Source organism: Burkholderia sp. FL-7-2-10-S1-D7, from assembly GCF_001524185.1.
GTDB classification, from domain to species: Bacteria; Pseudomonadota; Gammaproteobacteria; order Burkholderiales; family Burkholderiaceae; genus Burkholderia; species Burkholderia diffusa.
In genome coordinates, this window is sequence record NZ_LOWY01000090.1 from 1 (window position 1) to 21,687 (window position 21,687).

Consider the following 21,687-nt stretch of genomic DNA (forward strand, 5'->3'; position numbering starts at 1 on the left):
ATCGGCTTGCCCATCTCCTCAGTCTCGGTTGTTCCGATGCCTGAGGTTAACAGCTCGTCGCGAAAGTTAACAGCCCCAAGGGGCCATTTTGAAACCGTCTCTAAGCGCGTTCGCGCGCGACGCATGGGCCCGGTCCTGATCATCGGCCGTCCGACGCATTAAGCGTTACTTAAGCGAGTGAGCACTAGCATCGTTCCACCCGGCCGGCACGCCCGGTCCAATTGTTACGCCCCAGGCAACCGCATTCATGCAGAACCTCAATCTCACCCTGTTTTCCGCCATCAATGCCGGCGCCGTGCCGCCCCCCAGTGTTGCTCGCGTCGCGATCTTCGCTGCCGACTGGCTGGTCTTTGCGCTGCCCGCGATGCTGCTGCTGACCTGGATCTTCGGCGAGCGCCCGACGCGCCGCCAGGCGATCGAAGCCGGTGTCGGCACGTGCGTGGCGCTGGCGCTCGCGCAGGTCATCGGGCATTTCTGGTTTTCGCCGCGGCCGTTCATGGCCGGCGTCGGCACGCAACTGATTCCGCATGCGCCGGACAGCTCGTTTCCGAGCGATCACATGACCTTCGCGTGGAGTCTCGCGGTCGGCATGATGCTCGCCGGCAGCACGCGGGTGACCGGGTTCGTGATGGCCGCGATGGCCGTGGTGATTGCATGGGGCCGCGTGTATGCGGGCGTGCACTGGCCGTTCGACATGGCCGGCGGCGTGCTGGTCGGCACCGCCGGCGCGCTGGCCGCGCATCTGTACGGACAACGCATCGTCGAGTTGCTCGAACGGATCGGCGACGTCGTGCACGCGGTGATGATGGGGCGCGAGCGAGCGCCCTGAGAGAGAGAACTACGCGGGAGAAGTTCGGGCCGGACGCCGTCAACCGGGCGTCTTGGCCGCTTCAGCCGAAGTCGACGGGCCGCCGCCCGCTTCGTGCAGTTCGGGCGTCTCGCCCGGGTGCCGTGCGGCGTCACGTTCGAGTGCGCTTTCTTTCAGGATCGCGCACATCGCAACGAACAGCGCGAGCACGATGGCCGCCAGGCCGCAATAGCCGGCGATCTTCAGGTTATGACGGAAAGGCGAAGCGTGGCTTTCTTTTGTCATGAACGGGCGCTCCTGGGCGGGCTGCGCCGGCTGTCGCCCGACAGCGGCGTCGCAGACATAGATATATACCAGCCGCCCCGCCGATGCCAAGCCCGACGATGTTCGGGCTCCCGTTCGCGTCAGTCTTCCAGCGTTTCGTGCACGGCCGCTGCGCCGCGCTTCCAGTATGCCGCCGCGCGGATGCGCGACTTGTCGACGCCACGCTCGCCAGTCAGGTGCTGTCGCACCGCACGCATCGACTGCGCTTCGCCGGCCGCCCACACGTAACCGTCGCCGGAGGACGGCAGCGGCAATTCGCGCACCGCATTCAGCAGCACGTCGCCGTCCGCCGCGTCGGCTTCGGCGCGAAAGCGCCAGAGCTCATGCACGTCGGCACGCGTATCGAACGCGATCTGCGCGGTGCGATCCGCGACTTCCAGCACGACTGCCGCACGCGAGCCGGCCGGCAATTGCTCGAGACGGCGCGCGATGGCCGGCAGCGCCGTATCGTCGCCGATCAGCAGATGCCAGTCGAAATCGATCGGGACCACGAACGAACCGCGCGGGCCGCCGATACCGAGCCATTGGCCGACGCGCGCCTGCGCCGCCCACTGCGATGCGGGGCCGGGATGGTTCAGCACGAATTCCAGATCGAGTTCGCACGCGGTGCGATCGAAGCGGCGCGGCGTGAAATCGCGTGCGACCGGCTTCGGTTGGCCTTCGGGAAACTCGGGGCCATTCGCGCCGAGCGTCGGCATTGTGGGCCGGTCGGCGCCGGGCGGCGGGAAAAACACCTTCACGTGATCGTCGAACGAAGACGATTCGAAATCCGCGAGGTCGGGGCCGCCGAGGGTGACGCGCAGCAGGTGCGGCGTCACCGCATGCACGCGCACGACCTGCAGCAGGCGGAACTTCAGCGTATGGCGCACGCGGGTAACGGCGCGTTCGGATAGGTTCTGCATCGATCCATTCTCCTTGGGTGTGGACGGGCGGCGCGGGTCACGCGCCGGTGCCGCCTTCGATTTCGGCCGTCGCGCGGCGCATGATCGCCGCGATACGCCGCTGTTCGTCGGCGTCGGCGGCGCTCTTGTGGAGCAGTGCGCGCTTCAGCGCGAGACGGGCCTCGACGAACTCCGGCAGCCAGCCGGGCTGCGTTTCGTCCTGCGTTTCGCCGCCTGCCGATTCACCGGCGAACGCGCGGCGCATGAATTCCATCTTGCGTGCGAGATGCGTGAGGCGCGCGAACAGGGTGTCGACGCGCTCGCGCTGCGCATCGAGGTGCGCGCGGCCGGCGTCGGTCAGCGCGTAGCGCTTGCGGTTGCCTTCCGCCTGCGACACGACGAAGCCGACTTCCTCGAGATACGTGAGCGCCGGATACACCATGCCGGGGCTCGGGCTGTAGAAACCGTTCGAGCGCGTGTCGAGCGCCTTGATCAGTTCGTAACCGTGGCTCGGTTGCTCGGCGACCAGCGCGAGCAGCAGCAGCTGGAGATCGTCGGAGCTGAACTGGCGGCCACGCGGCATGCCGTCGTCGCCGAAATCGCCAAAGCCGCGTCCGCCGCGGCCGCCAAACGGGCCGCCGCCGAATGGGTCGTGACCGCGCCGATGGCGGCCGATTGCTTGCCAGACGCTGGTGTACCAGTCAGGGCCGGCATGCGCACCATGACCGTCGCATCGGGCATGGCCGCGGGAGGGGTTGTGTCGCATGATCGTGTCCTATGTGTCGTAAAACATATCGAAAGATATATATCGAAAGATAGAGTGTCAAGGAGGATTATTGGGGATGGATGATCGGCGGGCCCAGCTGTCGGGCGAACAATTTGTAGGTTGGCAAAAAAGGTGGCCTTTTTTGCAGTATTTGATCAAAACTATTGATATAAAAATCAAATAGTTTTCATTGAAACTCCCAACGTTTTGTCTGGTCGGTCTGATCAGACACCCGACGCGCATCGTTCCCGACGGCGGCGGCACCGGGTGGTGCGGTCACGTTCGCAGACACGCGGGCGTTCCTGGTGGGCGATCTTGAGCGCGTCAGCAGGAGGGCGTTGCGGCAATGAAGCTGAGGTGAATTCGTGTGTAGTGGTCCGACATGCCGCTCGTTATAGAGTAACGAGTAGCGTTTATATCAATTTTGGTATAATCGACCCGCGCAAGGTGAGACGAGACGCCGCGATGCCAACCAGCCACCAAGACCAGCGATCACGCAGCACGAACACGCGTCGCCGAAGACGGCCTCATGCAACGGAAGCCGACAATGGGAATGCTGTCAACGATGAGATACTGTCAGGCGATGATTTCGATGCCGATTCAGCCAAGATGGCTTTGGCATCGAAACTCAACGCCCTGTTGGGCGAACGCCGGCTAAGTCAAAGTGCCGCTGCCCAGCTGCTGGGAATGTCCCAGCCCAGGGTGTCGGCGATCAGGAACTACAAGCTCCATGGAATATCTTTGGAGCGCTTGTTGCAGGCACTTCTCGCGATGGGCCAGCAAGTGGAGATCGTGGTCAAGCCGCACCACGAGACAGGCGATCCTGCGATTCGTGTGACAGCCTGAATATTGTTATCAAGTACATTGAGTTTGTGATCCGAGAGGTAGAGAAATGTCCCGAGCGGACCTCATAGTCAACCTCGTCAAGGCTGGTAGCCAGGGAGACCAACAGCTCCTACGGACCACTGTCGAGGCAATGGCTGCGGAAGAGCGCGCCAAGCGTCATCATCAGTTGGCCGACAAACTGGAAGCTAATCTTCGCGCAGTTGGAGCCAAATCGCGTCCGGCCGAGGTCGTGCGTTCGTTTGACGGTGGTCATGGCGGGCTTCTATATGAAGTGGACCCTCGTCGGACACTGGAATCGCTGTTCCTCGATGCTCCGGCGCTGGAGGCGTGCCGGGAACTCGTGGAAGAGCAGCATCGCAAGGACCTGCTGCGATCCTATGGACTTGAGCCGAGGCATCGAGTCCTCTTGTCCGGACCGCCTGGCAATGGCAAAACCTCTCTGGCCGAGGCGATCGCGGCACAGCTGCTCGTACCGCTTTTTGTTGTCCGCTACGAAGCTGTTATCGGCAGCTTTCTGGGCGAGACAAGCGGGAGGCTCAAACGCCTCTTCGATTTCGTGCGCACCCATCAGTGCGTTTTGTTCTTCGACGAATTCGACACTCTCGGCAAAGAGCGCGGTGACGTCCATGAGACCGGTGAGATCAAGCGCGTTGTCAGTTCGCTACTGCTGCAAATTGATGCCTTGCCGAGTCATGTAGTGGTGGTTACGGCAACCAACCATGCCGAGCTGCTGGATCGTGCTGTGTGGCGACGTTTCCAGCTTCGCTTATCCCTGCCTGCGCCGACTTTAGCGCAGAAGGAAGAGTGGTTCTTGCGGTTTCAGGCCAAGTTTGATTCGTCATTGGGCTTCTCCGCGAAGACGCTCGCATCGAAAATCGATGTCAACAGCTTCTCTGAATTAGAGCAGTTCTGCGAAGATGTGCAGCGCCGGTATATTTTGTCGCTGCCAACTTCGAATTTGAAGTCCATTGTGGCGTCGAGGCTAAAACAATGGCAAGCTCGCTTTAGCGTAAATCCATAATAAGGCGATCTGGCGGATGGCCACGGAAAACTACCCTCTTCTTGTCTTTCCCCAGCCCACTCCGGCTGATCGAAATTCTCTCGGAGGGGGCGGTGGCTCCATCCACGTTCCTGACATAGCGAGGCAGCGGGTACGCATTGCGCCGCAACTCAACGTGCTGCAACAGGCTTTCGACGCGAAGCGTCTCAAGTTGCAGCAAGTGGCTCCGCTGGAAAACCCCGAGCTTGTCTTGGTGCTGGAGATCGCGGGGGAGGTAAAGGACTTTGCCAACGCGGTTGCGAAGATTCCGGGGTTCGAGTGGTTGGTAGAGTGGGCGGAAGATCAGATTGCGCCGGACGAAGATTTCTTTGTCGAAAACAGGGAAGGAAAAGCCTTCGGCGGAAGACTGTTCTTGTTGTCCAGTAATCAGCAGGCTCTAACTCAGCTACTCACACTCTGGAATCGCTACCAAGCTGACCCCAGTGCGAAGTTTGAACTGGGGCTAAACAGATTCAGAACCGTCTTCGGCCACCTGCGTAACATCCGCTACTGGAGCGTGGCTGATCGCATAGGTGTGGACGTTCGCGCGTACTGGCAGGATTGCCTCGACGCAGGCCAACAGACGATCAGGTTCGAAATCGAGGCATGGCATTTTGCATCCGCTGCCAAGAACGAGGCAACACGGGCGGAAATCGCCGCGCTCGTACAGGGGCTAGGAGGGCAGATACTGCGCTCGGCGTCGATAGCGGAGATTGCTTACCACGGGTTTCTGGTGGCACTTCCTGCGGCAGCGGTGGCGAGGGTGTTGAACGGCGAAACTCCCGAACTAGTGCTGTCGGATCGCATTATGTTTTTCCGGCCCAAGGCGCAGTCGGTGACCGATGGTGCGAATGAGCTAGAGGTGATGGCAGGCGAGGGAGTAGCGGAGGTTGCAGATAAGGCGCCTGTTGTCGCGTTGCTGGACGGGTTGCCATTGCAGAACCACCATCAGCTCCAACGGCGCCTGCTGATAGACGATCCCGATGGATGGGAAGACCAATACGAGGTCAAGGATCGCGTTCACGGCACGGCGATGGCTTCACTGATCCTGAATGGTGAACTCGACGGACAGTCATTGCCGCTGAATAGGCCGCTTTATGTTCGACCAGTTCTGCGTCCGGACGCGAACGACGGTTTCAACGCGCGACGCCGAGAGTCCACGCCGGATGATGTACTGCTTGTTGACCTGATCCACCGTGCTGTCAAACGCATCTTCGATGGCGACGCAGGAGAGGATCCAGTGGCCCCGTCGGTGCGGGTGATCAACCTATCGATTGGTGATGATTCGCGCTTGTTCGAGCGTGAGATGTCGCCTTGGGCTCGGCTCCTCGACTGGTTGTCTGTCAAATATTCTGTGCTCTTTATCGTTAGCGCCGGCAACGATATGCGACCGTTAAATTTGGAGGTTGCGTCTAACGCTCTTGCTGGCTTAACCGCGGAGCAGCGCGCAGCTCTTGCCTTTACGGCTATGACCAAGGAGGATGCCGCGCGTCGCTTGCTGACGCCCGCTGAAGCGATGAATATCCTGACGGTTGGGGCACTGCATGCGGATCGTTCGACGTATCCAGTGGTTCCAGATCGATATGACCTATTTTCTCTGGGGGGACTGAGTCCGTTATCCCGGATTGGCCATGGGTTTAGACGTGCTGTCAAACCGGACATCTTGATGCCTGGCGGACGGGCACTCTATCGGGCAAGGATGTTGCCCGATCCCATGGCAAGCACTTTGGACGTCGTTACTGCTGGTGCTGCGCCGGGACACCGTGTGGCGATGCCGCCGGTTCAGGGCGAAACGATAACCGACACCGCCTATACCAGGGGAACGAGCAACGCCGCAGCTCTCGCAAGTCGGGCTGCTGCGCAAGCATATGAGGTGCTTGAGGCCCTTCGCGCTGAGGCGGATGATGCGCCCGGCCAGAATTACGACGCAGTGCTGCTTAAAGCAATGCTGGTACATGGGGCGCAATGGGGTGATTGGCCAGATCGGCTGCTGGCTGAACGGCCCGAGCTGGCAACTATTGCGGACCACAATACGCGGCGAGTTGCCCAGAAGGACTACGTCACTCGCTGGCTCGGCTATGGGATTGTCGATATCGCACGATCTATTGCTTGCGCGGCCGAGCGCGCGACATTGCTCGGTGTGGGTGAACTGGAAGCCGAGAAAGCGTTTGTTTTCTCGGCACCACTACCGCCGACCTTGGCTGGTAAGAAGGCGTGGCGGAGGCTGACTGTGACGCTAGCCTGGATGTCGCCCATTAACTGCGCGCATCAGGGGTATCGGCGAGCGAAGCTATGGATCACGCCACCTCAGGAACAACTGCGTATCAAGAGAACCAACAGCGTTCACGATAAGACGGCCTTGCGAGGAACGGTGCAGCACGAGATATTGGAGGGCGAGGACGCCGTAGCATTCATAGATGGCGATCGATTCGAGTGCAAGGTGAACTGTGCCGCTGAAGCTGGCGACCTCGTCGGCAACGTCCGATTCGCGCTATGTATTTCCTTGGAGGTCGCGGTTGATTCGGGAATTCCGGTGTACCAAGAGATTCGCGCCCGAATCAAACCGCCGATTGGTATTCGGCCTGCAGCAGAGTAGCCCCTCGGGAGCAAGGCCCGCTACCTGGTGTGCAGGCTGCAGTCGTACCTGCTGCGCGAGCGGCTTCGTGCGACCAACCTGTCGGCGTCGCTCGGGCTGGAGCGAGAGGTGCGATCTGTGGACAGCCTCTGACGCGATCGTTGACCCGGTCGTCAGACGTCGAACCGAACGAACTCGTGGCGCCATAGGCCGAATTGATTTACCAGTAGGCACCCATTTGTCCGCTCACTAGCATCCTCGAAATTAGATCAATTCCATCGGGTGTGTGAAGGTAGTCTGTCGGCCGTCTCCCACCAAGAGCAGGAATCGGGGAGTGAATCCAGTCAAGTATCCACGCGCGTGAGTCAAAGTCATTAGGATTCCCGGATTCATCGACCATCTTTTGCACAAGCGCAGTAAGCATGTCGATCACGGTGGATGGGATGTCTGAATTCGGACCAACGGACGGAAATTCTGCACCGAAGGTTTCATTGATGCTGTACATGTGCACCTCATGCTTGAATTTTCTCGGCTGACAAAGACGTCACCTGTCGAAGCCCATCGCGTGTAGCTTCATTTTTTGTCGTGCTGAGAATTATGTTGCTAATTTGGTCGAATTCCTAGGCTCGAGGATGACCGAGAGATGGGACTGCTCGGTCGAAATTGTGTGCCGGCGGCGAGAAGAGCATTTCTTCCGAGAGGTGAGGTTTGCGGGTTGTTGCGGACGGAGAGTAGGCACATTGGTGGCTGGTTGCCGAGCTTAGATCGAAACGATCCCCAGTCGTTGCAAAGAGCTGTATTGCTGACCGGAGCTCAGATATCCGCTGGGGGTTTTGTTCCAGAAGAAACATTCTAACTCGCGCTGAAATCGACGAATCCCTTGGTGGGTGGCGTTTTCAGCGCGCGTCCGTGTCTCTGTAATTATCCTATTGCATCGCATGCGAAGTACAAAAAGCTCCCTAAAATCAAAGCTGTGCTTTTGACTTCTTGCGCGAAGTCGCCATAACATCGCTCGGTGCTAAGAACTCCTTTCATGAGTTAACCAGGTGAGCCCCTTTTCCGAACGACTGCGCGCACTCAGACTTCGCTATGGCATCCGTCAGAAGGATCTGGCAGTTGCCATGGCGCTTGAGCAAAGCTACGTCTCGGCCCTTGAGCTCGGCACGAAGGGCCCTCCTTCGCCGGCTATCGTTGACAGGCTGTCAGCGAGTCTGCGGCTTACGGAAGACGAATACGCAAGTCTGCACGATGCCCTGTTGCTCTCGCAACGACACTTCACGATTCCTCATACGGCGTCTGCCGACGTATATCGTCTCTGCAGCGAGCTTTGGCACGACCTGGACAGGTTGACCGATGCGCAAGTGCGCGTGATTCGCGATGTCATCGCAATGCGAAGTGGAATGAGCCAGGAGGTGGAGCGACCAATTGTTGGTCGCGTGGTCAGAAGAGGCAAGGAGGACGCCAAAATGTAAAAAGCGAGACAAACCCAAAGGCTTGCCCCGCTTCTTGTGTGGGCTGGACGCACCACTAGTTGACGCCGGTAGTTTCGTCCAGATGATCCATATCGTCAAGCCTTCTTCCCTTCCGTTTGTATCCATCGACCACGCGTAGCACGCGTGGCGGGGTGTACTTACGTCCGAAATTTGGTGCTATCCGTATCCGTACCCGCGTGAAGAGCGGGCGGATCTCCTATTGCTGAACCATGAAGAAGACGACTACTGCACGCAAAGTGCTGACCCGATCTGGACGACGTGTCCGCTACTTGTATCCCTCAACCAAGAATCGCGCGCTCGTACAGTGTGAATCGCGGCTTGAGTTCGATGCGGCCATGCACTTCGAGTTTTCGCCGGACGTCGCACGCTATCGCGAGCAACCGACCCGAGTGACTTATCGCGACCGCCACCATCGAGTACGGCAGTACTTTCCCGATTTCGAACTGACGATGAGAAATGGAGCGTCTGTACATGTCGAGATCAAGCCTTCATCGAAGCTACGTCGGGTTGACCTGCGTGAGCGGCTGCAAGATATCGCGCAGCACTACGCGCATCGAGGTCAGTCGTTCAAGGTTTTGACCGAGCGCGACGTCGGAGGTGCAGCAAGAATTGCCAATCTTGAGCGCCTAAGCTATCACCGCCGATCCACTCCATCTGGATTCGAACGTGTTGAGCTTTTGCGGCGTTTAGCTCAGGTTCAACCGTTGACATTTGGCCGTGCCTGTTCAATCGCAGGGAGTGAACATGCGATCATGCGTCTGCTGTCAGCAGGTTGCCTGGAGTTCGATCGCGACACCGCATTGACGAATTCGACCATGCTGCGCTTCGCTTCGGAGGAGCAATCATGATCCGATTCACCTTCAAGAAGGGTCTGGTATTCCGAGAAGGACTCAAACGATGGACGATTATTGGCCGGACGGCTTTCGGGAAGATAAAGCTCGAGTGTGATGAGGGCGAGCCGCGCACGATGAGTCGCGACGAGCTTTACCAAGCGGTTTTGCTCAACACGATGTCAATCGATGAGCAGAGTCTGAATGTCGATCCGAACGTGCTGTTCACGGCCGTTCCACGCGATCTCTCTACATTCCCGAAACACCATCAGCAAAATGCACGGCGTCGGCACATTTACATGCAGAAGCTGACGGACAGTTTCACTGATACGAACGCGTGGATACGCGAACAGACCGCGAAGATTGCTGCAGAGATCGGCGATACGGTGGTGCCCTCGGTCAGCAGTATCAAGCGCTGGTGGAGACAATATCGATACACGCAATGTGTCACCAAGCTGACCGATCGCAGAACGAATAGCGGGCGTCGACGCGATGGCGTCATCCAGGTGCTATTTGAGGAGGCTGTTAACGAGATATATCTCGATCCACAGAAGCGTTCGGGACAAGATGTCTACGGTAGCTTGGTCGAGAAGATCAACCAATACAACAAGAATCGACCTGATCAGTCGCCGCTCACCTGTCCTGTCGAGTCGACGGTGTATCGCTGGTTGAGGAACCTCGATCAGAACGTGGCGGACGAAGCGCGGCTGGGGAAAGACCTTGCCGCTAGAAAGGCCCGTTGGGTGAAGGGAATGGCCACAGCCGATTTTCCCTTGCATCGTGTCGAGATCGACCACACGCCTCTGGATGTCCTGGTGATCGATCTGGCCACGAACCTGCCGTTGGGCCGGCCGTGGATCACGGTTGCTATCGACCGATACAGTCGAGTCATTCTTGGCTTCTACATAAGCTTCCGAACTCCCTCGGCCCAATCGGTACTGCAGTGCCTCAAACGCGCGATCTTGCCAAAGGCGGGATGGGGCAAGATTGTCGATCTGCATCGCGAACATCCTGGGTACGGCATTCCGCACCTCGTTGCCGTCGACAACGGCATGGAGCTCCACGCGGAAGCGGTCCAGATGGTGTGTGGCGAGATGGGCATCTCGATGCTCTATTGCCCCGCGGGGCAACCGGAGTTCAAAGGGGCTGTCGAGCGAGTAATCGGCACAATCCAGCGCTCAGTGATGCATAAGCTGCCGGGGACCGTGTTCTCGTGCGTCGATGAACGTGGCGATTATCCGGCGGAGCAACTGGCCGCGATCGATCTGAAGACGCTGACGCAGATCCTTATCAAATGGATCGTCGACGAGTATCACCATACGCCGCATCGCGCGTTGGGAATGACTCCAGCAGAAAAATGGCAACAGGGTATCGCGAACGTACGGATCGAACTGCCGGCACACCCGCAACTGCTCGATGTATTGACGGGACTACCGGAGAGCCGAACCGTTTGGCATTACGGCGTCGAGCTTGATGGCCTGTACTACAACAACGAACACCTCCAGGTACTGCGCAGCCGTGCGCGCAACTACCGGACGCACGTGCAGTTGAAGCGCTACGAAGATGATGTCAGCTACATCCACGTCTTTGATGACGAAGCTGGGAGCTATTTCAAGGTGCCCGTTACGCAACGATTCGCGAACTATGCGGACGGCATGACCTTACACCAGCATCTTCTGATTCGCCAACGGACAAGGTTTGCTCACGGGAACAAGTGGAACGACGAGCATCTGTTGCGAGTGAAGGCTGAGATCCAGTCCATGATTCGCGAAGCTTTGCGGGCGAAGAAACTGCGAGATCGCAAGCGAGCTGCTTCCCTCGATATCACGGACAGCGAGCAAGTGTTTTCTGATGAGTCGAGCGATCGTCGTCGCTCTCGCAACTCGAGTCGGCCACGTATCCGAGAATCGCAACAGCCTATGCCTGACTCGTTCGACATCGGACAGATCCCCGATCTGAATAGCTCGCCGAATCCCAAGTATCAAGGAGACGCTCGTGGGTACTGATATCCAAACCATCAAAAAAGATCCTCTTGATTTTCTTGCGACGATCGGCCTTCCTGAGGACGCGAAGAAGTCACGTGCTCTGGTCGTCAGATTTTCGATACGAAAGGAACTCATCCACTATGACCGATTCTGCATCGCTTTGCGGCGGATCGCTGCTATTCATCGTCAATGGCGAGCGATGTCACCGGGGCCGCGCGCACTAGCATTCTTGGGACACACTGGAACCGGGAAGACCACCATCCTGAAGTTCTATGCCAGCCAGTTCGAGCGGTTTGAAACAACCGAAGGCCCGGTTGTTCCGGTGCTATATGTTGTCATGCCATCGAGGCCAACCATCAAGAACCTCGTGCAGGCGATCCTCCATGCACTAGGGGATCGAATACGTCGAGCTTCGGCGGAAGATCGGACGATATACCTCCTCGAGCTACTCAAACAATGCAGGGTGGAATTGCTGATCATCGATGAATTTCAGCATTTCGTTGACGCCGGGCAGATAGCGGAGGCAAGTCGCGCAACGGATTGGTTGAAGAATCTCCTGGAGGCTAGCAGCATTGTGATGATCGTAGCGGGCCTGCCGAAGAGTGCTACGGTTCTGGAGGCTAACCCTCAGCTGACCCGGCGATTCTCAGCGCATCATGAGCTGCGTCGGTTTGATTGGGCGCTGTCGGACGATCGTCGGGAATTTGCTGGCGTACTGAAGTACATGCAGAGCCGATTACCCTTGCCGTGCTCCGAGCTTTATTCTCCGGATTTCGCGATGAGAATGTACTTGGCTTCCGCCGGTGTAATCGACTACGTTGCCAAGATCATCGACGGGGCGGTTTTGTGTGCCATTGAGCGTGGTAAGAGTCGGCTCGGTCTTACGGAATTCGAACAAGCTTTTGCCGAGGAGGTCTGGGCTGGTGGGGTAGGTAGGCTCAATCCATTTCACCCCGATGCGGAGTTGCGTGATCTCGTGGGTACTGGTGAGCCCTTCTGGTATCTCGCTCGCGACGTGAATGGAAATGGCAAGAAACTCCGCTGAATCGTCGGTAGCGGTTGCAATCGCCTCTCCTCCAAGGATGTTTATGCACCCGGTCATCCAGGTCGGAGAGGCGAGTTCGGCCTATATGAAGCGCATCGCCGTCAGCAATGGTATCTCGCTAGATCGCCTGTATCAGCTTGGTGTAGTCCTCGACGAGACGGCTCTTGAGAAGGCGTTGTCTTGGGATCGTATCGCGCCCCCGGTCGAATCGAGACGATACTTGAATAGTCTGATCAGTTTGCGTCGCTCTGCGCCGAGGGCGTGGCTGAACAAGACTGCACGGTGCTGCCCGCTTTGCTTGCGCGAACAGACGCGCTGGGCAGCCGAGTGGGAATTGCGTCCCTATCTAGCGTGCACCAAGCATCGATGCTGGCTGATCGATCGGTGTGGCGCGTGCAACCGGCCCATACTTTGGACAAGAAAATCGCTGCTTTGCTGCGACTGTGGAGAACGGTTTGCAGACATGCAAACATCGTCAGCACCAACGAAGTTCACTGAGCTATCCTCAATAATAGCTAGTAGGCTTCCAAATTTTTGCGGAGAATCTTCTGTATTCGATGGACTTTCGTTGCATGAGATGATTGTTCTTGTTGTGCACTTCGGGAGCCCGGCCGATGCCGACAAGGGCAGTTACTTTCGTGGGGCAAGTCACGTCGGCGAAATGAGCAACGCTATCGCGACTCTCGAACCATCGGCTGATGCACTATCAGCTTGGCCATCTGGCTTTTCGACGTATCTGAGAGCCATGCACAGGGAGCGAGGCGATGAAGAGGGATCCATCGAATCAACCTTCCGCGGCATCTATCTTTATATTCGCTCAAATCATCATAAAGCGCAATTCGGATTCCTGAAGGAGTGCTTTTTGCAGTACCTTGTCGACCATTGGCCGTGGCCTTCGCTTGATCGAAAAAATTCCATGGTGGACGCCGTTTCATCTCGATTGCCCTGGATGTGGGCCTCCAGCGCTGCTCGAGAACTCAAAATGAAAGAGGAGAAGCTCAAGGAGTTGGCCGGGAAGGGGCTAATCGAGGTCAAATATCGCCCAACTCGAAGCAGGCGAATGTTGCTAGCAGTTCGGCGCGAAGACCTACCGAAGATTCGGCAGATCTTGCATGAGCAGGCGGGTATCAAGGCGCTACGAAATCTTGGGATTTCGAATCGACGGCAGATCGTGTTGCTCCCGCTCCTCTTTCCGGAGGCTCAAGGAGGCACCGTGCAGTTCAACAAACGAGTAAATGTGCAAGTGTTGAGATCCGGTATCGAGAAGCTACTCAAGCTTGCCGAAGATTTACCGCTCGTCGATTATGAGGGCGCCGGACAGATAGCGTTGGCACGGGTGCTTCGGTCGTGCGCTTGGCGTAACGAGATGGTCGAGCGTCTTTTCCGGTTGATCCTTAGCGGCGAAATGAAGCCGGAAGCAGTGCTGAGGGGCAAGCCAGGGTTTACCGGCTGGCTGTTTTCTCGAGAGGCGCTGGAAAGAACCAAGCTTGAGGGCTCGCTGACACGGCTGAAGGCGTATTCGCAGGCAGGCGCCAATGTGCTTCCCGCGCTGGCGCCACCAAGCCGGACGATATCGACGCCATCGTGAAGGCAGTTTCGCCCACGCCCGTCACCGCCATCCTCGTCAACCCAACACATAACAGCAGATCTCGAGAAGCTCGACGTGCGGTGGAGCCGCGTTGGTGGGTTCGTCGCGATGGCGGCTTGGGCCTGCTTCGAGAACCCGGTGCAGTCGCTCGTCAAGAGCGGATCGTCGCCGGCGGCAAGCTTCGGCTGATCGACCCGAATGTGGCTTCGTTGCGGCGCGGCGCTTGTTTCAGGTGTGTGACCCTGAACCGGAATTAGTCCCGATCGGAAGTGGAGATTTCCGGCTCGGTTGAGTTGTCGGGCGAGGCAGATTCCCTTGCCTGACGGGCGAATTCGGCAGGCGTCATCCACTGCAATGCGGAGTGGGGACGAACCTCGTTATAGTACGTGCGCCAGTCGTCGATTTTGCTCTGCGCGTCGGCCAATGACAAGAACCAATGCGCGTTCAGACATTCCTGCCGGAAGCGTCCGTTGAAGCTTTCGACCTTGGCGTTGTCAGTCGGCGTGCCCGGTCGGCTGAAATCCAGTTCAACGCCATGTTCATATGCCCAGCGATCCATTGCCTTCGAGATGAACTCGCTGCCATTGTCGACCTTGATCGTGGCCGGGTGGCCGCGCATGGCGGTGATACGCGTCAACGCTTCGACCACGTGTTCACCCTTCAAACTTTGGCCGACCTCGATGGCCAAGCATTCCCGTGTGTAGTTGTCGACGACGGTCAGTGTCCGAAGGCGTCTCCCATCGAACAGCGCATCTGCAACTAATGGTATGGTCCACCCGCTTCTTCTATCGTAGTGGCGCTACCACCCATGGAGGCTGCCATGAACTCGGTCACGTTAGGAATCGATCTCGGCAAGCGTTGGTTCCACGTCGTCGGCTGCGACGCTGCTGGCAAAGTCGTGCTGCGCGAGAAGTTGGGGCGTAATCAACTCCTGCAGCTTATGGCACAACATCCACCGTGCCTTGTCGGCATCGAAACATGCTGTGGCTCGCAGTATCTGGCCCGCAAATTTCAGGGCTTCGGCCACGACGTCAAACTTCTGCCAGCACAGTACGTCAAGCCGTTCGTCAAATCGCAGAAGAACGACTTTAACGACGCTCAGGCTATTGCCGAAGCTGTCCGACTTCCGGCGATGCGGTTTGTGCCGCTCAAGTCAGAGGAACAGATGGATGTCCAGGCGCTGCATCGCGCCCGCGAACGCATGCTCCAGCAACGCCTGGCATTGACCAACCAGATTCGCGGACTGCTGCTGGATCGCGGCATCGAGATTGCACAGGGGTTCTATGCGCTTCGCACAGTGTTGCCCGCTCTGCTCGAGAAGGAAGACTCCGGCTTAACTCCCATGATGCGCGATCTTGGACGCATGCTGCTCGATATGTGGAACCGCACGGAATCAACCATTGAACAGATGAACGACCGGCTCAAATGTCTCTCACGTGAGAGTGACCTTTGCCGACGCCTTCAAACGATTCCAGGTGTCGGTGTCTTGCTGTCGACCGCCATCGTCTCCGCAGTCGGCAATGCATCAACGTTCCGGCGGGCACGCGATCTCGCCGCCTGGGTAGGGCTGGTGCCACAGCAGCATACAACCGGCGGCAAGCCACGTTTGCTAGGTATTACAAAGAGGGGAAACAGTTATCTGCGTCGCCTGTTCGTGCAGGGCGCCCGCGCGCTATGGGTATGGAAAGACAAGCATCCCAACGATCCGATCCAGCACTGGCTAATCCAACTTGCCGAACGCCGGCATGCGCACATTGCGGTCTGCGCTCTGGCAAACAAACTCGTACGCATTGCATGGGCCGTCATGCGAAGCGGCGCGGAGTTTAACCTGCACTATCACGCCTGACGCATACCAGACGGATCGCTACCCTCGATGCCGCTTCTTTCCGCAGCTCGCGCAGCCAATCAGCATGGCGCAAACGACCATCCGTCGCTTCCCCAAACCCGTATGGACTTCCGGCAGACACCATGCCGCGCCACTAATTGGGACGGAAGCGTGCGACTACATCATGCAGGCCAGATCCGGCTTCGATCGGATCGCTACAGGCCGGATAGATAAACGCGAGTCGTCTATCGCCACCAGTCTGCGCTTGCGGTTTGCGGGTGGACCATAGAGAAATCCATGCTCCAGATTTCGTTGATCGTAGTCACGATATGCTTGGGCTGCCGTAGGCGTGCCGACTTGTTGCGCCGCGGCCGCTTATGCCGCAGCGACAGGCCTTCCGCGCGATATAGCCTGTACACGCGCTTGCAATTATCTCGCCAGCCTTCCCGTCGCAGGACCACGTGAACGCGTCGATACCCGTAGTGCACGCGCGTGGCGGTGATCTCCTTGATACGCATGAGCAGTGCCGACGAATCGCGCGCGACCGACTGATACCGATACAGCGAACGAGACATGCCAAACAACGCACAGGTCTTCGTCAGACTTGTTCGATAGCGATCACGCAACTCATCGATCAACATGCACCGACGGGCAGGCTTCAGAGCTTTTTTGCGAGTACGTCCTGCAGCATGGCCTTGTCTAGGCTCAGGTCCGCCACAAGTCGCTTCAGCTTCGCGTTTTCCTCTTCGAGCTGGCGCAACCGGCGCAACTCGGAAGGTCCCAACCCTCCGAATTTCTTCTTCCAATTGTAGAAAGTCGCCTCGCTAATTCCGAGCTTGCGGCAGACTTCTTCGACCTTCGTACCCAGCTCGGCTTGCTTCAGTGCAAATGCGATCTGCTCTTCCGTAAACTTGCTCGTCTTCATGGCATGGCCTTCGTGTCCGCTTGGACACATCATGCCGAATTTCTCTACTTTTGCGCCGGACTATTTCTTGGGTCAGGGTCAGATGCACAAAGACACACGATGAATAACGCTTATACAAGAATTTCATCTACCGAGTCTATGGTCGGTCCGTTACTATGGGGTCGCCGCACTGCCCAATCGGTTTGGGTGTAGTGCAAAAAAGTGATTAGTGGATACTTCTGTACTCGAATTTTGGTCAATCGGGTCAGCGCTAGGGTTAGGCGGAATTCGAGGCTACTTGGATGGTGTCGGGAACATCTTATCAATTGGTGTCAGTTAGAAAGTATGTTTCTCGAATTGTGATGTTCGTGGTTTTATTGTGTCGTGTGGTTCGGTAATTAAAAAATTGACGTAGCTTTATTGATAAATATTTTCAATGGCCGACGCCCGTGATGGGTTACACGACTTGGTTGAAAAGAAGTGTCTCTAAGGGCTGTAATAGGCCGACAGCGTAGCTTGTTGGCTCTATATATGCTGCATGAACGCAATGCAAATCGAGTCATTACATTCCAAAGATTGTGTTGTGTAGCGAACTGGCCAGACTATGAGGTTGCAGCCGGGCCGCCCGACATTGTCTGGCTATATCCGGTGGTTGGTGCTAGCGACGTGCCGATTTTGACGTGCATGCGCCAAGACGTCGGTGAGACCTCTCTGGTTGCGGTTACGGGAACGGAGTGGCAGACCGACCAGCCATTCACGCCTGATGGCATCTATGGTGGAGGATGTGTCAGATGATGACATCAGTGTGCGGCGGTGCAACCTGTGGCTCCGCAATGCGTCACGGCAGCGCGCAGTTGTGATTCGGGTCCCCAAGGCAGCGAGATTGGCATCAGAAGCGATCTTGGACGAGGGGCTGGTTTGCCAGGCTGTCACGGTGGCCAAGTTGCGTGAGTCGCGACGGCGATGAGGGGTTGCATGGTGTTGCTGGTGCGCGCCACGAGGACGTGTCATTCCTATTGGCCCGGCAGTCCAATGCGGACATCGGCATTGCGATGCTCAACAGGATGTTAGGTGCCGTGCGACTGGAGTCTGTTCGCTGTTAGGTACATGTCACGAAAAAATAGGTAAGGGAGATGTTGCTGTCGTCTCCAGCACCAACGCCATTGATCATCCCAATTCACACCGTGAATGGGAATGTATAGCGCAACCAGCCACTGGAGGACGATATGCGAATTGGTGTACCGAAGGAGATCAAGAGCCACGAATATCGTGTCGGGATGACGCCGGTCGCCGTGCGTGAAGCGACGGCCCGCGGACATCAGGTCATTGTCGAAACGCAGGCGGGTCATGGGATCGGCGCCGCCGACGATGATTATCTTGCCGCAGGGGCGCGGATCGGCTCCAGCGGGGAAGAAATCTTCGGCAGCGCCGACTTGATCGTCAAGGTAAAGGAGCCGCAGGAGAGCGAATGGGCCAGGTTCGCGTCTCATCACATGGTGTTTTGTTACTTGCATCTGGCTGCAGATCGGGAACTGTCGATGAGCTTGGCTGCCAGCGGCGCGACGTGCCTTGCGTATGAGACGGTCACTTCGGACGACGGAGGGCTACCGTTGCTTGCCGGTGGCTCTGAAGTGGCCGGACGCATGTCCATCCAGGTTGGCGCACGCGCGCTGGAGCGGGCGAACGGCGGCCGGGGTTTGCTCCTGGGCGGTGTGCCTGGTGTCGAACCTGCCACGGTAGTGGTGCTGGGAGGAGGGGTGGTTGGTGCGAATGCGACCGCCATGGCAATCGGTATTGGCGCGAGAGTGGTCGTTATCGATCGATCACTTGACGTGTTGCGACGGCTCACGGTGCAGTTCGGTAGCCGAATCGAGACGGCCTATTCGACTCAGGACGCGATCATCCGTCACTTGCGCGATGCGGACTTGGTGATCGGCGGCGTGCTTACGCCGGGGGCCGCGTCACCGAAGCTGGTGACGCGGGAGATGCTGCGTCAGATGAAACGGGGCGCGGTGCTGGTCGACGTGTCGATCGACCAGGGTGGCTGCTTCGAGACGTCCAGACCGACCACGCATGCAGAGCCGACTTATGTCGAGGATGGCATCGTGCATTACTGCGTCCCGAACATGCCCGGCGCGGTTCCACTGACCTCGACGTATGCATTGAGCAATGCCACCTTGCCTTTTGTTCTTCAGTTGGCTGATCTCGGTTTGAACGAGGCGCTACGGTCAAATCCCCATTTGATGAATGGCTTGAACATCACTCGCGGCAAGATCACCAACAGAGAGGTCGCGAAGTCGATCGGCCAACCATTTGTCGCGCCGGAGACCGCGCTGATTTGAGTGCTAAGCTGGACCCTGGGTTGACAGGCGTATATTTATGCGTGCTCGACTGTCCAAGACAGTCGTCAACCCATCCAGCCGGGTGATGTGCGGCGCGTTTCATTCCGTGCGCTGCAAATCGACATTACTCAGTTTCGCGAAGCAACGCTTCAGGGTGTCACTTCTCACCGAGAACACGCGATGCGCATTCCTTATGTCAGCAAGAACCTAGTAGCGTTGGCGGCAATCTGCTTGGCTGCACTGATGTTCGGTCTGGAGATATCGAGTGTGCCCGTCATCCTGCCTGCTCTTGAAACCGTATTGCACGGGGATTTCAAGGACATGCAATGGATAATGAACGCCTATACGATTGCCTGTACAACGGTTCTGATGGCGGTTGGGACGCTCGCCGATCGCTACGGGCGACGACGCGTCTTTGTCGTCAGCCTGCTGATCTTTGGCATTACCTCGCTAGCGTGTGGATTGTCAACGAGCCCGTCCATCCTGATCGCAAGTCGGTTCTTGCAAGGCATGGGCGGGGGCGCGATGTTCATCTGCCTCGTGGCGATCCTATCGCATCAGTTTCAGGAGGGGCGAGAGCGCAGCCGAGCCTTTGCCGCGTGGGGGATCGTTTTCGGCATCGGCTTGGGTTTTGGGCCGATCATCGGCGCCGCGATCATCGCACTGTCCAATTGGCAGTGGGTGTTCCTGATTCATGTTCCGCTGACGATTGTGACGCTGTGCCTGGTGTTCGGCGGCATGACGGAATCGCGGGATCCCGAAGCTAAACGCCTCGACGTACCAGGAATCATTGCACTTTCGTTGTCGGTGTTTGGATTGACCTATTACATCACGCAAGGATCCGACCTCGGCTTTTCGAGTTCGCCCTCGCTCGCGATTCTTGCCGCAACGGCCGCAGGGTTCGCAATTTTCGTGCTGGTCGAGAAACTGTCTTCGCGGCCAATGTTTGACTTCTCGGTGTTCAAGATTCCCAACTTCTCGGGGGCGATCATGGGCTCCATGGGTATGAATTTCAGCTTCTGGCCATTCATGATCTACCTGCCCATCTATTTTCAGGGCGCGCTGGGCTACAAAGCAGTACCCGCCGGCCTTTCGCTGCTTGCCTATACGTTGCCTACCGTTCTGGTCCCCCCGCTGGCGGAGCATCTGTCTAGCAGCTATCAGCCACGCATCGTCATACCGTTTGGATTGTTCACGATCGGCCTCGGCTTCATGCTGATGTGGCTGGGTTGCGATGCGGATCACGCGAGTTGGCTGACGATGCTGCCCGGTTTGGCGCTGTCCGGTATCGGTTTGGGATTGACTATCACGCCGGTCACCAACACGACCACTGGGGCCGTACCCAGCAACCGTTCCGGCATGGCGTCAGGGATCGACATGAGCGCCCGCCTGATTTCGCTGGCCATCAATATTGCGCTGATGGGATTTATCTTGTTGAGCGGAACGCTGTCGTACCTGACGAACGCATTTTCCAAAACCTTGGGGTCGGCTCAATTGCGGCTACTTGCGGAGAAAGTGGCAGCCGGAGATTTTTCATCGTTCGAGACGCGCTTTCCCGAACTAGCTCACCTGGATACGGGCGGTATCGTTCGGGCGGCCCTCGTGCACGGTTTCAGTCTTGTCTTGCTGTATGGGGGGATCGGTGTCTGGATCTTGGCGACGCTCAGCTTCGTGATCTTCAACACCGGAAAACGAACGGTTCAGGTTGCCTCGTGAACAATCGATCGAGCCGGCGGGTATGGCCGGCTTCGCAAGTTCCGAGTACCACCTTCTTGAATGTCCGGTGCCTGACACATCACTTTTGACTACCGCTGAATCAGCAGCTACGTGATTCGGGCAAGGACAACATTCGTCGCCTGCGAAGGACTTGCAAATGTTCAGTCACGTCACCGTTGGTGTTAGCGACATCAATCGCGCGTCGTTATTCTACGATGCCCTTCTAACTCCGCTTGGCCTGAAGCGTCGACTAGTGACGCCCGACGGCGGGCCGGTCGCCGTTTGCTGGGTTGAGCAAGGCCGCCCGTTGCCACGCTTTTACGCATACTTGCCGTTTGACGGGCGACCCGCCGGGGCTGGCAATGGAAGCATGGTCGCGTTCCTCGCCCCGTCGAACGACGCGGTTGCGGCATCATTCGCTGCAGGTCTCGACGCGGGCGGAACTAGTGAAGGGGAACCTGGGCCGCGCCCTCGATATGGCGAGGGGTACTTTGGTGCGTATCTCCGTGATCCGGATGGTAACAAGATTCACATTGTTCATCGTAGTGACGTGACGTAGTCCCATCTGACAAGGGCCGTCGAATGGAGGGCTTGGGCGAGCGATTGCCGCAACTTTCCCGAGACTGACAACGGGCCGACGTCGACCAATTATTCCCCACGCTTTTCCCGTCGGATCTGGAGACGAGCTCCAAATCGGTGTTTTTCCACCGCGTACTGTCA

The 21,687-nt window shown here is 57.7% G+C and carries 17 protein-coding genes and 3 pseudogenes; 14 read left to right on the plus strand and 6 right to left on the minus strand.

Annotated features, from left to right (window positions below; genetic code table 11):
* Window positions 1-247 precede the first annotated feature (247 nt).
* Window positions 248-829, plus strand: coding sequence for a phosphatase PAP2 family protein (locus tag WS75_RS26515; protein WP_059684883.1), 582 nt, complete (start codon window positions 248-250; stop codon window positions 827-829).
* Between the two features lie 39 nt (window positions 830-868).
* Here the strand turns inward: WS75_RS26515 and WS75_RS26520 are convergent, their stop codons facing one another.
* From WS75_RS26520 to WS75_RS26530, 3 genes are all read right to left on the minus strand, one after another.
* Window positions 869-1,093: a hypothetical protein gene (locus WS75_RS26520; protein ID WP_059685218.1), complete on the minus strand. Its 225-nt coding sequence runs from the start codon at window positions 1,091-1,093 to the stop codon at window positions 869-871.
* A 119-nt stretch (window positions 1,094-1,212) separates the two neighbouring features.
* Complete coding sequence (locus tag WS75_RS26525) at window positions 1,213-2,034, minus strand: siderophore-interacting protein (protein WP_059684886.1); 822 nt, start codon at window positions 2,032-2,034, stop codon at window positions 1,213-1,215.
* 37 nt (window positions 2,035-2,071) lie between these two features.
* A complete protein-coding gene (locus tag WS75_RS26530) occupies window positions 2,072-2,779 on the minus strand; it encodes a PadR family transcriptional regulator (protein WP_059684889.1) in 708 nt (235 codons plus the stop codon).
* A 465-nt stretch (window positions 2,780-3,244) separates the two neighbouring features.
* On the opposite strand from WS75_RS26530, the gene WS75_RS26535 reads away from it, so the two are divergent.
* The 3 genes from WS75_RS26535 to WS75_RS26545 are packed head-to-tail and all read left to right on the plus strand — an operon-like array spanning window position 3,245 to window position 7,260.
* Complete coding sequence (locus WS75_RS26535; protein ID WP_082729745.1) at window positions 3,245-3,625, plus strand: helix-turn-helix domain-containing protein; 381 nt, start codon at window positions 3,245-3,247, stop codon at window positions 3,623-3,625.
* A 46-nt stretch (window positions 3,626-3,671) separates the two neighbouring features.
* Window positions 3,672-4,646: an AAA family ATPase gene (locus tag WS75_RS26540; RefSeq protein WP_059684892.1), complete on the plus strand. Its 975-nt coding sequence runs from the start codon at window positions 3,672-3,674 to the stop codon at window positions 4,644-4,646.
* Window positions 4,647-4,662: 16 nt separating this feature from the next.
* On the plus strand, window positions 4,663-7,260 hold the full coding sequence (locus WS75_RS26545) for a S8 family peptidase (RefSeq protein ID WP_059684895.1): 2,598 nt from the start codon (window positions 4,663-4,665) through the stop codon (window positions 7,258-7,260).
* A 199-nt stretch (window positions 7,261-7,459) separates the two neighbouring features.
* Here WS75_RS26545 and WS75_RS34985 read toward each other — a convergent pair whose 3' ends face one another.
* Window positions 7,460-7,744: an MbcA/ParS/Xre antitoxin family protein gene (locus tag WS75_RS34985; protein ID WP_082729746.1), complete on the minus strand. Its 285-nt coding sequence runs from the start codon at window positions 7,742-7,744 to the stop codon at window positions 7,460-7,462.
* Between the two features lie 541 nt (window positions 7,745-8,285).
* On the opposite strand from WS75_RS34985, the gene WS75_RS26550 reads away from it, so the two are divergent.
* The 6 genes and pseudogenes from WS75_RS26550 (at window position 8,286) to WS75_RS34775 (ending at window position 14,180) form a co-directional block, all read left to right on the plus strand.
* Entirely contained in the window at window positions 8,286-8,711 is a 426-nt protein-coding gene (locus WS75_RS26550; RefSeq protein ID WP_082729747.1) for a helix-turn-helix domain-containing protein, read from the plus strand.
* A 230-nt stretch (window positions 8,712-8,941) separates the two neighbouring features.
* Entirely contained in the window at window positions 8,942-9,580 is a 639-nt protein-coding gene (locus WS75_RS32910; protein WP_082729748.1) for a TnsA endonuclease N-terminal domain-containing protein, read from the plus strand.
* Entirely contained in the window at window positions 9,577-11,568 is a 1,992-nt protein-coding gene (locus tag WS75_RS26560) for a DDE-type integrase/transposase/recombinase (protein WP_059684902.1), read from the plus strand. The genes WS75_RS32910 and WS75_RS26560 overlap by 4 nt, the downstream gene beginning before the upstream one ends.
* Window positions 11,558-12,592 carry a TniB family NTP-binding protein gene (locus WS75_RS26565; RefSeq protein ID WP_179948954.1) on the plus strand — a complete coding sequence of 345 codons (1,035 nt, stop codon included), beginning with the start codon at window positions 11,558-11,560 and terminating at the stop codon, window positions 12,590-12,592. Before WS75_RS26560 ends, WS75_RS26565 begins: the two co-directional genes overlap by 11 nt.
* Before the next feature lie 43 nt (window positions 12,593-12,635).
* Window positions 12,636-12,956 (plus strand): annotated as a pseudogene (locus tag WS75_RS35145) (TniQ family protein); the annotation flags it as partial.
* Window positions 12,957-13,160: 204 nt separating this feature from the next.
* Window positions 13,161-14,180 (plus strand): hypothetical protein, encoded by a 1,020-nt coding sequence (locus tag WS75_RS34775; protein ID WP_257129456.1) that lies wholly within the window; start codon window positions 13,161-13,163, stop codon window positions 14,178-14,180.
* Between the two features lie 253 nt (window positions 14,181-14,433).
* Here WS75_RS34775 and WS75_RS26575 read toward each other — a convergent pair.
* Window positions 14,434-14,955 (minus strand): annotated as a pseudogene (locus WS75_RS26575) (IS3 family transposase); the annotation flags it as partial.
* A 45-nt stretch (window positions 14,956-15,000) separates the two neighbouring features.
* On the opposite strand from WS75_RS26575, the gene WS75_RS26580 reads away from it, so the two are divergent.
* A complete protein-coding gene (locus WS75_RS26580; protein ID WP_059685222.1) occupies window positions 15,001-16,026 on the plus strand; it encodes an IS110 family transposase in 1,026 nt (341 codons plus the stop codon).
* A gap of 269 nt (window positions 16,027-16,295) precedes the next feature.
* Here WS75_RS26580 and WS75_RS33890 read toward each other — a convergent pair.
* Window positions 16,296-16,930: pseudogene (locus WS75_RS33890) on the minus strand (transposase); the annotation flags it as partial.
* 1,205 nt (window positions 16,931-18,135) lie between these two features.
* Here WS75_RS33890 and ald point away from each other — a divergent pair.
* The 3 genes from ald (at window position 18,136) to WS75_RS32920 (ending at window position 21,526) form a co-directional block, all read left to right on the plus strand.
* Window positions 18,136-19,251, plus strand: a complete 1,116-nt coding sequence (gene ald, locus WS75_RS26595) for an alanine dehydrogenase (protein ID WP_059684915.1) — start codon at window positions 18,136-18,138, stop codon at window positions 19,249-19,251.
* A 180-nt stretch (window positions 19,252-19,431) separates the two neighbouring features.
* The gene (locus WS75_RS26600) at window positions 19,432-20,967 is read left to right on the plus strand and encodes an MFS transporter (RefSeq protein ID WP_059684918.1); all 1,536 of its coding nucleotides are present in this window, start codon (window positions 19,432-19,434) and stop codon (window positions 20,965-20,967) included.
* A gap of 157 nt (window positions 20,968-21,124) precedes the next feature.
* A complete protein-coding gene (locus WS75_RS32920; protein WP_082729751.1) occupies window positions 21,125-21,526 on the plus strand; it encodes a VOC family protein in 402 nt (133 codons plus the stop codon).
* Window positions 21,527-21,687 lie beyond the last annotated feature (161 nt).

Coding starts and splice junctions, on each gene's coding strand:
- WS75_RS26515 (WP_059684883.1), top strand. CDS start 248: ATGCAGAACCTCAATCTCACCCTGTTTTCCGCCATCAATGCCGGCGCC.
- WS75_RS26520 (WP_059685218.1), bottom strand. CDS start 1,093: ATGACAAAAGAAAGCCACGCTTCGCCTTTCCGTCATAACCTGAAGATC.
- WS75_RS26525 (WP_059684886.1), bottom strand. CDS start 2,034: ATGCAGAACCTATCCGAACGCGCCGTTACCCGCGTGCGCCATACGCTG.
- WS75_RS26530 (WP_059684889.1), bottom strand. CDS start 2,779: ATGCGACACAACCCCTCCCGCGGCCATGCCCGATGCGACGGTCATGGT.
- WS75_RS26535 (WP_082729745.1), top strand. CDS start 3,245: ATGCCAACCAGCCACCAAGACCAGCGATCACGCAGCACGAACACGCGT.
- WS75_RS26540 (WP_059684892.1), top strand. CDS start 3,672: ATGTCCCGAGCGGACCTCATAGTCAACCTCGTCAAGGCTGGTAGCCAG.
- WS75_RS26545 (WP_059684895.1), top strand. CDS start 4,663: ATGGCCACGGAAAACTACCCTCTTCTTGTCTTTCCCCAGCCCACTCCG.
- WS75_RS34985 (WP_082729746.1), bottom strand. CDS start 7,744: ATGTACAGCATCAATGAAACCTTCGGTGCAGAATTTCCGTCCGTTGGT.
- WS75_RS32910 (WP_082729748.1), top strand. CDS start 8,942: ATGAAGAAGACGACTACTGCACGCAAAGTGCTGACCCGATCTGGACGA.
- WS75_RS26560 (WP_059684902.1), top strand. CDS start 9,577: ATGATCCGATTCACCTTCAAGAAGGGTCTGGTATTCCGAGAAGGACTC.
- WS75_RS26580 (WP_059685222.1), top strand. CDS start 15,001: ATGAACTCGGTCACGTTAGGAATCGATCTCGGCAAGCGTTGGTTCCAC.
- ald (WP_059684915.1), top strand. CDS start 18,136: ATGCGAATTGGTGTACCGAAGGAGATCAAGAGCCACGAATATCGTGTC.
- WS75_RS26600 (WP_059684918.1), top strand. CDS start 19,432: ATGCGCATTCCTTATGTCAGCAAGAACCTAGTAGCGTTGGCGGCAATC.
- WS75_RS32920 (WP_082729751.1), top strand. CDS start 21,125: ATGTTCAGTCACGTCACCGTTGGTGTTAGCGACATCAATCGCGCGTCG.